Raw genomic sequence first — 12,087 nt, 5'->3', positions numbered from 1 at the left:
CAGCCCGCCGTGCCCGACCCTCCCCCCATGAACGGGAAGCTCGTCCTCACCCCGGCACTCTCCGACGCGCCCATCGGTGTCCCCGCGCGGAAGAATGGGGCCATGAGCCAGCCCAGCACGCAAGGTGTCCAGCACGCCCAGCCCTCCGTCGGCTCCATCGCCGCGCACCGCCCGCACACGCTGTCAGCGGCGGTGTCGGACCTCGACCCCGACATCGACGCCGATCTCGACGCGTACGACGAGGACGGTCAGGTAGGACACGACGGCCAGGAGCTTCCGCAGGGCCGTTTCCTGGACCGGGAGCGCAGCTGGCTGGCCTTCAACGAACGTGTTCTTGAGCTGGCCGAGGACCCGAACACGCCACTACTCGAACGGGCTAATTTCCTGGCGATCTTCGCCTCGAACCTGGACGAGTTCTTCATGGTCCGCGTGGCCGGTCTCAAGCGCCGCATCGCGACCGGCGTCGCCACCCGTTCGGCCTCGGGCCTGCAGCCCCGCGAGGTCCTCGAGCTGATCTGGAACCGCTCCCGCGAACTCATGGCGCGGCACGCCGCCTGCTACCAGGAGGACGTCGCCTCCGGCCTCGCCGACGAGGGCATCCACCTGGTCCGCTGGAACGAGCTGACGGAGAAGGAGCAGTCCCGCCTCTTCACGCTCTTCCGGCAGCAGATCTTCCCCGTCCTCACCCCGCTGGCCGTGGACCCCGCGCACCCCTTCCCGTACATCTCGGGGCTCTCGCTCAACCTCGCCGTGGTCGTGCGCAACCCGGTGTCCGGCCACACTCACTTTGCGCGCGTGAAGGTACCGCCGCTACTCTCCCGCTTCCTTGAGGCATCGCCCCAGCGGTACGTCCCCATCGAGGACGTCATCGCCGCGCCCGCGCACCTCGCGGAGCTGTTCCCGGGCATGGAGATCCAGGAGCACCACATGTTCCGGCTCACCCGGAACGAGGACCTGGAGGTCGAGGAGGACGACGCCGAGAACCTTCTCCAGGCCCTGGAGAAGGAGCTCATGCGGCGCCGCTTCGGGCCGCCGGTGCGCCTCGAGGTCGAGGAGTCCATCGACAGGAACGTCCTCGACCTCCTCGTGCGCGAGCTGAAGATCAGCGAGGCCGAGGTCTATCCGCTGCCTGGCCCGCTCGACCTGACCGGGCTGTTCGGCATCGCGGCCCTGGACCGGCCCGAGCTGAAGTACCCGAAGTTCATCGCGGGCACGCACCGCGACCTCGCCGAGGTGGAGTCGGCGTCCGCACCGGACATCTTCGCCGCCCTTCGCGAACGCGACGTACTCCTGCACCACCCGTACGACTCGTTCTCCACGTCCGTGCAGGCCTTCCTGGAACAGGCCGCCGCCGACCCGGACGTCCTCGCGATCAAGCAGACGCTGTACCGGACGTCGGGCGACTCCCCCATAGTCGACGCGCTGATCGACGCCGCCGAGTCGGGCAAGCAGGTGCTCGTCCTGGTCGAGATCAAGGCGCGCTTCGACGAGCAGGCGAACATCAAGTGGGCGCGGAAGCTGGAGGAGGCGGGCTGCCATGTCGTCTACGGCCTGGTCGGCCTGAAGACGCACTGCAAGCTCTCGCTCGTCGTCCGCCAGGAGGGCGAGACCCTGGTCCGCTACTCGCACGTGGGCACCGGCAACTACCACCCCAAGACGGCCCGTCTCTACGAGGACCTGGGTCTGCTCACCGCCAAACAGGAGGTGGGCGCGGACCTGTCCGACCTCTTCAACCGGCTCTCGGGCTACTCGCGCCGCGAGACCTACCGCCGTCTGCTCGTGGCCCCCAAGTCCCTGCGTGACGGCCTCATTTCACGCATCGACAAGGAGATCCAGCACCACCGCGCGGGCCGCCCGGCGTACGTACGCATCAAGGTCAACTCGATGGTCGACGAGGCGGTCGTGGACGCGCTCTACCGTGCGTCGCAGGCGGGTGTGCCGGTGGACGTGTGGGTGCGCGGGATCTGCGCGGTGCGGCCCGGCGTGACCGGGCTCTCGGAGACGATCCGGGTACGTTCCGTACTGGGCCGCTTCCTTGAGCACTCCCGCGTCTTCGCCTTCGGCAACGCGGGCGAGCCCGAGGTGTGGATCGGCAGCGCCGACATGATGCACCGCAACCTCGACCGCCGTATCGAGGCACTGGTCAGGGTCACCGACCCGGCACACCGGGCGGCGCTGAGCCGGCTGCTGGAGACCGGCATGTCGGACACCACCGCCTCCTGGCACCTGGGCGCTGACGGCAACTGGACCCGGCACGCGCTGGATCCGGAGGGCCAGCCCCTGCGGAACGTACAGGAGATGCTCATAGACGCCCGGAGGCGCCGGCGTGGCACAGCTAAACCATGAGACGACGACAGGCGACGTCCTGTCGGCCTATCTGCAGGGCCAGGCCACGGAGTTCCTGCGCTCGCTGCGGCTGCACCGCGAGTCGACGACGGACGCGCAGGGCGCGGAGGAGTCCCTGGAGGCGGCCCGAGCCCTGCGCCACGCGGCGCGCCGCATCGGCGGCACGCTGCACACGTTCCGCCCGCTCCTGGACCAGGAGTGGGCGTCGGCCCTGCGCCCCGAACTGGCGTGGCTGTCAGGCACGTTGGCCCGCGAGCATGCGTACGCGACCCGCTTGGAACGGCTGCTGGACGCACTGCACCGCCTTTCGGGTACGCCGGGGGTTCCGGCTCCAGTGGGTCATGACGTCCCCGCTGTGGGCAGGCGTCCCGCAGGGCGATGGGGGTCCCCCCGCTCGAGCGCGGCCGAGAGTGGGGGAGGGTGGGCACAGCCCACACCGCCGGGTGCCGATGAACAGGGCGGCGGGGCTCCACGCGGCCTGACGGTAGGCGCGGCCAAGGCAGCAGCGCTGCTGGAACGGCAGCTCACCCTCGCCCGCACGCGGGCCCACTCAGCCGCCCTCCAGGCCTTCGGCTCCTCCCGCTTCCACGCGGTGGCGGACAACGTCGCCGTACTGGCCAGCGAAGTCCCACTGACCCGAGCCGTGGAGGACCTGAAACCGCTGGCGGCAAAAGCCGAGGAGAACCTCGCGGAAGCCGTCGCCGCGCTCCCCCTGGGCCAGGCAGGCCACCCGTACAACGCGGAAGCGCTGACGCACGGCCTCGCCGCGGGTGAGGCCCCCGAAGCCCAGGACGCCCCTTGGCTGAAGACCCGCGCCCTCCTGCGCCTGCACAGGTACGCCCAGGAAGTCCTCACCGGAAGCCCCGGCGGAGACCTGCGCCTCGCGGACGCGGGGCACGCCCTCGACCGCCACCGCGAGGCCGCGGACGCCGCGTCGGCCGCGGCATCGGCCGCCCGCACCCCCCGCATCGCCCCGGCGACGGCCTACGCCCTGGGCGTCCTGCACGCCGACCAGCGCCACGAGGTGGAAGCCGCCCGGTTCGCCTTCCACCAGGCATGGCTCCGCGAGACGGAGGCGGTGAGCACCCGGTGACGCGCCCGGCGGGCGATGTCGTCCGCGCCGCGGGCTGTGTCCTGTGGCGCCACTCGCCCTACGACGGCCGCCTGGAGATATGCCTGGTCCACAGGCCGAAGTACGACGACTGGTCGCACCCGAAGGGCAAGCTGAAGCGGTCCGAGGACCCGCTCGCCGGCGCCCTGCGCGAGGTCGAGGAGGAGACCGGCCACCGCTGCGTCCCCGGCGCCCGGCTCCCCACGGTCCGCTATCTGGCCCAGGGCCGCCCCAAAGAGGTCAGCTACTGGGCGGCGGAGGTGGCCGAGGGCCGCTTCGTGCCGGGCGACGAGGTCGACCGCATCGTCTGGCTCTCGCCGGCCGCGGCCCGCAACCGCCTCACGCAACCCCGCGACCAGCACCTTGTCGACGCCCTGCTCGGCGTCCTCAACCCGGCGTAACGAATCCGCTACGTTCCGTAGCACGTCGCCTAACCAGGCCGACCGCCGAGGTTCACCCTCCGTTCACTCATGCCCTTTGGCCACTTCACCTGCCCTGCCTAATTTCAGCCTTACAACACAACGTAGGACCGCAGCACCGCAGCACCGCAGAACCCGCAACGACGAAGACCTCGCACGCCGCCAGCAAAGGGCCGGCGGCTCCCGGAAGGAAGACCCGAAAGTGAAGCTTCAGCGCAAGAACCGGCTCCGCGCCCTCTCCCTCGGCGCCATCGCCGTCTCCGGCGCCCTGGCCCTCACGGCGTGCGGCTCCGACGACACGAGCGGCGGCAGCGGCGGCACCAAGGAGACCAACGCCAACGCCAACATCAAGTGCGATGACGCCAAGGGCCAGCTCGCGGCCTCCGGTTCGTCCGCGCAGAAGAACGCGATCGACGCCTGGCGCAAGGTCTACTCGACCGCCTGCAAGGACGTTCAGCTGAACTACAACCCGACGGGTTCCGGCGCCGGCATCACCGCGTTCATGCAGGGCCAGACCGCGTTCGCGGGCTCCGACTCGGCGCTCAAGCCCGAGGAGATCGCGGCGTCGAAGAAGGTCTGCAAGGACAGCCAGGCCATCGACCTGCCGATGGTCGGCGGCCCGATCGCCGTCGGTTACAACGTGCCCGGCGTGGACAACCTCGTCCTGGACGCCGAGACCCTCGCCAAGATCTTCGACGACAAGATCAAGACGTGGGACGACAAGGCGATCGCGAAGCTGAACCCCGACGCCAAGCTGCCCAAGACCAAGATCCAGGCGTTCCACCGCTCGGACGAGTCCGGCACCACGGACAACTTCACCAAGTACCTCAAGGGCGCCGCTCCCGACGCCTGGTCGTACGAGCCCGGCAAGTCCTGGGAGGCCAAGGGCGGCCAGTCCGCCAACGGCTCCTCCGGTGTCGCGGGCCAGGTCAAGCAGACCCCCGGTGCCATCTCTTACTTCGAGCTCTCCTACGCCTCGGACGGCATCAGCACGGTCGACCTGCAGACCGACGCCAAGGAGCCGGTGAAGGCCACCGTCGACAACGCCTCCAAGGCGATCTCCGAGGCCAAGGTCGTCGGCAAGGGCAACGACCTCGCCCTGGAGCTGAACTACAAGCCCACCGCCGAGGGCGCCTACCCGATCACCCTGGTGACGTACGAGGTCCTCTGCGAGAAGGGCAACAAGGCCGAGACCCTGGCCGCGACCAAGTCCTTCCTGACCTACATCGCGAGCGAGGACGGCCAGAACGTCCTCAAGGAGAACGACTACGCGCCGATCCCGGCCGAGATCATCTCCAAGGTCCGCAAGACCGTCGCGGGCCTGAGCTAGCTGAACCGAGTGCGGCCGGCCCCGTGAGCCAGGGCCGGCCGCACCGTCCGGTGCACCGCCGCCAGGAGCAACTCCCGCTGGAACAGCGGTGATTGGCTCCGCAGACCGGAGAATCTTATGGATATACCAAGCAGTACGACAGCACCCCCACCCCTCGACAACGGCGTACAGCCCTCGGGCATCACGCCCAAGCGCCCCCGCCGCAGCGCGACCCGCCCCGGCGACCGGATCTTCCTCGGCCTCTCTCGTGGCTCCGGGATCACGCTGCTCGTGATCATGGCCGCCATCGCGGCCTTCCTGACCTACCGAGCGGCCATCGCCCTCTCGGACAACACGGGCAACTTCCTCACCACCTTCGAGTGGGACCCGGCCGGCATCGCCACCGAAGGCAAGCCGTACTTCGGCATCGCGGTCCTGGTCTTCGGCACCGTGGTGAGTTCGGTGATCGCCCTCGTGATCGCCGTCCCCGTGGCCATCGGCATCGCGCTGTTCATCTCGCACTACGCGCCGCGTGCCCTGGCCACCCCCATCGCCTTCGTGATCGACCTTCTGGCGGCCGTGCCGTCGATCGTCTACGGCCTCTGGGGCGCCCTCGTGGTCGCGCCCAACCTGACCGGCCTCTACAGCTGGCTCGACGACTACCTGGGCTGGACCGGCGTCTTCGAGTACCAGGGCGGCGCCCCGCGCTCCCTGATGACGGTCGGCATCCTGCTCGCCATCATGATCCTGCCGATCATCACGAACGTCAGCCGTGAGGTCTTCCTCCAGGTCCCGAAGATGCACGAGGAGGCCGCGCTCGCGCTCGGCGCCACGCGCTGGGAGACCATCCGCATGTCGGTGCTCCCCTTCGCCCGCTCGGGCGTGATCTCCGCCTCGATGCTGGGCCTGGGCCGTGCGCTCGGCGAGACGATCGCCGTCGCCACCGTGCTCTCCCCGACCTTCCTCATCAGCGCGTCCGTGCTCGACCCCGGCGGCGGCACCTTCGCGCAGAACATCGCCAGCAAGTTCAACGAAGCCAGCGAGTACGGCCGTGACGCGCTCATCGCATCCGGCCTGGTCCTCTTCGTCATCACGCTGCTGGTCAACGGCGCGGCCCGCCTGATCATCGCGCGCCGCAAGGAGTACTCGGGGGCCAACGCATGACCACCACCATCGTCAAGCCCACGAGCCTCCAGGGCGCCCGTCTCCCGCGCTGGACGCCGATCGTCGTCGCGCTCGGCTCCGCCGCTGCCGCCATCGGCATCGGTGCGGGGGCCGGCCTGGACAGTCGTATCCAGTGGGGCCTGATCGCGGCCATCCTCTTCCTCGTCACCTCGTACGTCCTCGCGGTCACCGTCGAGGGCGGACGCCAGGCCAAGGACCACCTCGCCACCTCGCTGGTGTGGGTCATGTTCCTGCTGGCCGTCGTCCCGCTCGCCTCGCTGATCTACGAGACCGTGGAGCGCGGCACCAAGGTCTTCAACGGCTACTTCCTGACCCACTCCATGGGCGTGGTCGCGGACGACGAGCCCGGCGGCGGCATCTACCACGCGATCATCGGCACCCTGGAGCAGGTGCTCCTGGCCTCCGTGATCGCCGTGCCGATCGGCCTGCTCACCGCGATCTACCTCGTCGAGTACGGGCGCGGGAAGCTCTCCAAGGTCGTCACGTTCTTCGTGGACGTCATGACCGGCATCCCGTCGATCGTCGCGGGCCTGTTCGTCCTCAGCTTCTGGATCCTGATCCTGGGCTTCGACTTCTCCGGCTGGGCCGGCGCCATGGCGCTCGCCATCCTGATGATGCCGGTGATCGTGCGCTCCACCGAGGAGATGCTCAAGCTCGTCCCGAACGAGCTGCGGGAGGCGTCACTCGCCCTCGGCATCCCGAAGTGGCGGACCATCCTCAAGGTGGTCCTGCCCACCGCGATCGGCGGCATCACGACCGGCGTCATGCTCGCGGTCGCCCGTATCGCGGGCGAGACCGCACCGGTCCTGCTCCTGGTCTGGGTAAACCCCATGATCAACATGAACCCGTTCGAAGGCTCGCAGGCCTCGCTGCCGCTGTACATCTACCAGCAGTACGGGGCCGGCAACCAGGCGGGCTACGACCGCGCCTGGGCCGCCGCGCTCGCCCTCATCGGCTTCATCATGATCCTCAACCTGGCGGCCCGCGGCGTAGCCCGCTGGAAGGCCCCCAAGACGGGCCGCTGACGCGGCCACTCAGCGACCCTCTCGTACCCCCCTTAAGGCAGTGATCCACATGGCCAAGCGAATCGACGTATCGGGCCTTACCGCTTACTACAGCGCCCACAAGGCCATCGAGGACATCTCGATGACCGTGGAGCCCCGCTCCGTGACGGCCTTCATCGGCCCCTCCGGCTGCGGCAAGTCGACCTTCCTGCGCACCCTCAACCGCATGCACGAGGTCACCACCGGTGGCCGTGTCGAGGGCAAGGTGCTCCTGGACGACGAGGACCTCTACGGTCCCGGTGTCGACCCGGTCGCCGTGCGCCGCACGATCGGCATGGTGTTCCAGCGCCCCAACCCGTTCCCGACGATGTCGATCTTCGACAACGTGGCGGCGGGCCTGCGGCTCAACGGCTCGTACAAGAAGAGCGAGCTGAACGCCGTAGTCGAGAAGTCCCTCAAGGGCGCCAACCTCTGGAACGAGGTCAAGGACCGCCTGAACAAGCCCGGCTCCGGCCTCTCCGGCGGTCAGCAGCAGCGTCTGTGCATCGCGCGGGCCATCGCGGTCGAGCCGCAGGTCCTGCTCATGGACGAGCCCTGCTCGGCCCTGGACCCGATCTCGACCCTCGCCATCGAGGACCTGATCGGCGAGCTCAAGGAGCGCTTCACGATCGTCATCGTGACGCACAACATGCAGCAGGCGGCGCGCGTCTCGGACCGTACGGCCTTCTTCAACCTCGCGGCGGTCGGCCAGCCCGGCAAGCTCGTCGAGATCGACGAGACGGAGCGGATCTTCTCCAACCCGTCCGTGCAGGCCACCGAGGACTACATCTCGGGCCGCTTCGGATAATTCCGGAAGAGCGCAGACTCCCCGCGGTGCTGCATGGCGGTGCCACCGCAGGGGCAACAAGAAAGGCCCGCCCCCTGGCTCCCGGGGGGCGGGCCTTTCCGTTGTCGCTTTCCCGTGCTGCTACAGGAAGGCGAGATTCACGATCCAGAAACTGACGGCGGCCACAATGGCAGCTGCAGGCATCGTGATGAACCAGCCCAGAATGATGTTCTTGGCAACACCCCAGCGCACGGCATTGACACGCTTCGTCGCACCCACACCCATGATCGCGGAAGTGATCACGTGCGTGGTGGAGATCGGCGCGTGGAACATGAACGCGGTGGTGAACATGATGCCCGCGCCGGTGGTCTCGGCGGCGAATCCCTGCGGCGGGTCCAGCTCGATGATCTTGCGCCCGAGCGTACGCATGATGCGCCAACCGCCCGCGTACGTACCGGCGGAGAGCATCAGTGCACAGGCGATCTTGACCCAGATCGGAATGGGCGCGTCGGCGCTCTGCACATCGGAGATGACCAGGGCCATCACCACGATGCCCATCGTCTTCTGCGCGTCCTGCAGGCCGTGTCCGAGCGCCATTCCGGCCGCGGAGACCGTCTGCGCGATGCGGAATCCGCGCTTGGCCTTGTGCGGGTTGGACTTCCGGAACATCCACATGATCGCGCACATCACCAGATAGCCGGCGACGAGGCCGACGAGGGGCGAGATGAACATGGGAATGACGACCTTGTCGAGCACTCCGGACCAGATCACCCCGATCCCACCGGCGAGCGCGGCTCCGACCATTCCACCGAAAAGGGCGTGGGATGAGGAAGAAGGCAGTCCGAAATACCAGGTGATGAGGTTCCAGACAATGGCGCCCACCAGGGCGGCAAAGAGGATCCACATTCCCTTGTTGCCCTCGGGCGTCTCGATCAGGCCCTTGCTGACCGTCTTGGCGACCCCGCTGCCCATGAAGGCGCCCGCGAGGTTCATGACGGCGGCCATCGCGAGTGCCGCGCGAGGCGTCAGCGCACGGGTGGAGACGGAAGTGGCAATGGCATTCGCAGAGTCGTGAAAGCCATTCGTGTACGTAAATCCGAGCGCGACGCCGATGGTCACGACCAAAGCAAAGGTGTCCATGGAGAGGCCTCAGGACTCCTTGACCGCGATGGTCTCCACCGTGTTCGCGACGTGCTCGAACGCGTCGGCCGCCTCTTCAAGCACGTCGACGATCTGCTTGAGCTTCAGGACCTCTATGGCGTCGTACTTGCCGTTGAAGAGCTGCGCGAGGAGCTTGCGGTGAATCTGGTCGGCCTGGTTCTCCAGACGGTTGACCTCGATCCAGTACTCGGTGAGGTTGTCCATCGTCCGCAGATTCGGCATGGCCTCGGCCGTGAGCTCGGCGGCCCGCGACAAGACCTCGATCTGCTGCTCGACTCCCTTGGGGAGTTCCTCGACCTGGTAAAGGACGACCAGGTCGACGGCCTCCTCCATGAAGTCCATGATGTCGTCCAGGTTGGACGCCAGCTTGTAGATGTCCTCGCGGTCGAAGGGCGTGATGAAGGAGGAGTTCAGCTGGTGGAAGATCGCGTGTGTCGCGTCATCTCCAGCGTGCTCCGCGGCCCGCATACGCTCTGCGATCTCGACTCGGGCGGAGGCGTCAGCCCCGAGCAGTTCCATCAGGAGCTTCGAGCCCGTGACAATGTTGTCCGCGGATGCGGCGAACATGTCGTAGAAGCTCGTCTCCCTGGGGGTCAGACGAAAGCGCACGTGGGGTCCTCGGGGTGCTTTGGATTCGGTCAGGCTGATGCTAGGCGCATCATCCGGCCACGGCTAACCGGCCAGACCCCAGTGTCGCCCATCAGGCACAGTGATCAGCACGCCCCCCGAGCAATCGAGTATTCTATACCCACTAGGGGTATAGGAAGCCAGTTGAGCCAGCGGCTTTTCTATGACTGCCCAGCAGAGTGACTGTCCAAGCAGGAGGACTCGATGACGACCACCGATGCGGCCGGTGTGGCCATGAACACCGAAGCGCCCTCCGAGCCCGGCGGCCACGATCAGGGTGTCCACGGCTACCACAAGCAGAAGGACGAGCACCTCAAGCGCCTGCGGCGCATCGAGGGGCAGGTCCGGGGCCTGCAGCGGATGGTCGAGGAAGACGTCTACTGCATCGACATACTCACCCAGGTCTCGGCGGGCACGAAGGCCCTGCAGTCCTTCGCCCTCCAACTCCTGGAAGAACACCTGCGCCACTGCGTCGCCGACGCGGCGGTCAAGGGCGGGGCAGAGATCGACGCGAAGGTCGAGGAGGCCACGAAGGCAATCGCGCGCATGATGCGCACGTAAGGCTCCCGCGTCGGGCAACGGTGCTCGAGGCCGCCGCTTCGCGGCAGATTGTTCCCGCGCACCCGCCCGATTGCCCTGCGGGGTACGGGTGGGGGGCGGGGAAGATCCGCCGCGAAGCGGCGGCCTTGGAGTTGAAGGAGGCGGGCGGGGCCCGGGCCACGCCCCCGCATCAGGCCCAGGGGCCCGGACTAGCTCCTGCCCTCGCCCAGCCGCTCCACGTCAGTGGAGACGTTCAGGACCTCGTCGATGCGGTCAGAACTCAGCCGCTCCTCGCCGGAGGCGGACGCCGCGATGATGAGTTCGCCGCACAGCTCGATCTCGGCAAGGGCAACGTGGTCCTGAACAGTCGTACCGAGCACCAGAGCCACGTCCATCACCTCTTCCTGACCTTGCTTCCTGCCGGTACCGACTTCCTAGAGTAGGGAGCGGCCTACACACCGCGCATGGCACGGACGGACCATTTCCACACCCCCGGTCGCGACTAGCCAGGCCCCCCTACTTCTCGGCGATCTTCCCCGCGAAGATGTCCTCACTCGCCGGCAACCGCACGTCCACGGGCGCCCCGAAGTCGTACAACAAGGTGGTCGACGCCACTTCGGCGTTCGCGACACTGAAGTGCTGGCGCAGCTTCCGCAGCCGCCCCTGCTCGTCGAGGTACGCGTCGAACGGCACCCCGCTCTTGCTGAACCCTTTCGCCGCCGCGGCCAGCGCCCGCCGCTGCCCCTCGGAAGCGGACTTCGCGGCGGCGGGAAGGTCCGCGGTCCCGCGGTAGTGCCGCACCCCGACGCCCGCCACCGCCGTCTCCCCGACGTACGAGGCCTTGCGCACGCCCCGCAGCAGCTCCGCCGCGGCGAGCGGATCGGTGGCACCCCCCGTGACCAGGTTGCCGTCCGAGAGCGAGGCCGTTTCGATCCGCACCCACTTGTCGGCGGGCACCCCGGCCCCGCGGTTCTTCATGTAGAGCGCGCCGCTCGCCATCAGCTCGGTGATGGGACGGTGCTCCTCGGCCCCGGCGGGATCCTTCGGAAGGACCACCACGAACCGCCCCACCTGCCGCCTGAAGTCGTACGCGCCCTGCCCGCGGATCGTCACGCGGGTCCCGCCACTGGCCATCTCCATGGACGTACGCGCCTTGGAACTCCCCGCGCGGACAAGGGCGTCGGGGGAGCCCCGCACCACGTCGACGGCGTCCTCGGCGGCGTGGCGCCCGTCGTCGGCGGCGGCGCCGCCCCCCGAACACCCCGTGGCGACGGCCATGAGACCCACCGCCGCGGCCGTGGCGACCGCCCCGCTTGTGCGCCTGTGCTGCTGACCCATCGCCCGACTACCCCCAAGCCTTCCCGCGAGGTGCTGTGGCCCCCTGTCGTTCCGTGTAACGACCGGTACGTTGACCCGTCACGCGGAAGAGCGTTCACCCGGCGTGGGTACGGTGGAGTCGTGGCCGAGGAGCAGCAGGACGTACCCCACCGCACGACGACGGTCGAGCAGGGCCGATTCTGCGCTGCCAGGTGCAGCTGTGGCTGGCGCGGTCCGGCCCG

At 68.3% G+C, this 12,087-nt stretch carries 12 protein-coding genes; 8 read left to right on the top strand and 4 right to left on the bottom strand.

Annotated features, from left to right (window positions below; genetic code table 11):
• The first annotated feature begins 27 nt into the window (after positions 1 to 27).
• The 7 genes from AC5P1C_RS32060 to pstB all read left to right on the top strand — a co-directional run bounded on the left by AC5P1C_RS32060 (position 28) and on the right by pstB (position 8,221).
• Positions 28 to 2,346: an RNA degradosome polyphosphate kinase gene (locus tag AC5P1C_RS32060; protein ID WP_493869461.1), complete on the top strand. Its 2,319-nt coding sequence runs from the start codon at positions 28 to 30 to the stop codon at positions 2,344 to 2,346.
• Complete coding sequence (locus tag AC5P1C_RS32055) at positions 2,327 to 3,439, top strand: CHAD domain-containing protein (RefSeq protein ID WP_493869460.1); 1,113 nt, start codon at positions 2,327 to 2,329, stop codon at positions 3,437 to 3,439. The genes AC5P1C_RS32060 and AC5P1C_RS32055 overlap by 20 nt, the downstream gene beginning before the upstream one ends.
• The gene (locus tag AC5P1C_RS32050; protein WP_493869459.1) at positions 3,403 to 3,858 is read left to right on the top strand and encodes an NUDIX hydrolase; all 456 of its coding nucleotides are present in this window, start codon (positions 3,403 to 3,405) and stop codon (positions 3,856 to 3,858) included. Before AC5P1C_RS32055 ends, AC5P1C_RS32050 begins: the two co-directional genes overlap by 37 nt.
• Before the next feature lie 220 nt (positions 3,859 to 4,078).
• Positions 4,079 to 5,206 carry a phosphate ABC transporter substrate-binding protein PstS gene (gene pstS, locus AC5P1C_RS32045; RefSeq protein ID WP_493869458.1) on the top strand — a complete coding sequence of 376 codons (1,128 nt, stop codon included), beginning with the start codon at positions 4,079 to 4,081 and terminating at the stop codon, positions 5,204 to 5,206.
• 117 nt (positions 5,207 to 5,323) lie between these two features.
• Entirely contained in the window at positions 5,324 to 6,349 is a 1,026-nt protein-coding gene (pstC, locus tag AC5P1C_RS32040; protein WP_493869457.1) for a phosphate ABC transporter permease subunit PstC, read from the top strand.
• A complete protein-coding gene (gene pstA, locus AC5P1C_RS32035; protein ID WP_493869456.1) occupies positions 6,346 to 7,395 on the top strand; it encodes a phosphate ABC transporter permease PstA in 1,050 nt (349 codons plus the stop codon). The genes pstC and pstA overlap by 4 nt, the downstream gene beginning before the upstream one ends.
• Before the next feature lie 49 nt (positions 7,396 to 7,444).
• A complete protein-coding gene (gene pstB / locus AC5P1C_RS32030) occupies positions 7,445 to 8,221 on the top strand; it encodes a phosphate ABC transporter ATP-binding protein PstB (RefSeq protein ID WP_493869455.1) in 777 nt (258 codons plus the stop codon).
• Between the two features lie 120 nt (positions 8,222 to 8,341).
• Here pstB and AC5P1C_RS32025 read toward each other — a convergent pair whose 3' ends face one another.
• Both AC5P1C_RS32025 and AC5P1C_RS32020 read right to left on the bottom strand, forming a co-directional pair.
• Positions 8,342 to 9,340, bottom strand: a complete 999-nt coding sequence (locus AC5P1C_RS32025; RefSeq protein ID WP_190083687.1) for an inorganic phosphate transporter — start codon at positions 9,338 to 9,340, stop codon at positions 8,342 to 8,344.
• A gap of 9 nt (positions 9,341 to 9,349) precedes the next feature.
• Positions 9,350 to 9,970: a DUF47 domain-containing protein gene (locus AC5P1C_RS32020; protein WP_493869454.1), complete on the bottom strand. Its 621-nt coding sequence runs from the start codon at positions 9,968 to 9,970 to the stop codon at positions 9,350 to 9,352.
• Positions 9,971 to 10,192: 222 nt separating this feature from the next.
• Here AC5P1C_RS32020 and AC5P1C_RS32015 point away from each other — a divergent pair, with 222 nt between their 5' ends.
• On the top strand, positions 10,193 to 10,549 hold the full coding sequence (locus AC5P1C_RS32015) for a metal-sensitive transcriptional regulator (RefSeq protein ID WP_493869453.1): 357 nt from the start codon (positions 10,193 to 10,195) through the stop codon (positions 10,547 to 10,549).
• 188 nt (positions 10,550 to 10,737) lie between these two features.
• On the opposite strand, the gene AC5P1C_RS32010 is transcribed toward AC5P1C_RS32015, so the two are convergent.
• Positions 10,738 to 10,923, bottom strand: coding sequence for a hypothetical protein (locus AC5P1C_RS32010; protein WP_493869452.1), 186 nt, complete (start codon positions 10,921 to 10,923; stop codon positions 10,738 to 10,740).
• A gap of 121 nt (positions 10,924 to 11,044) precedes the next feature.
• Entirely contained in the window at positions 11,045 to 11,866 is an 822-nt protein-coding gene (locus AC5P1C_RS32005) for an SCO4651 family lipoprotein (RefSeq protein ID WP_493869451.1), read from the bottom strand.
• Between the last annotated feature and the right edge of the window lie 221 nt (positions 11,867 to 12,087).

Source organism: Streptomyces sp. A18 (assembly GCF_059026065.1).
Note: the sequence above shows the minus strand (reverse complement) of the source record. Positions and strands in the feature narration are given on the sequence as shown.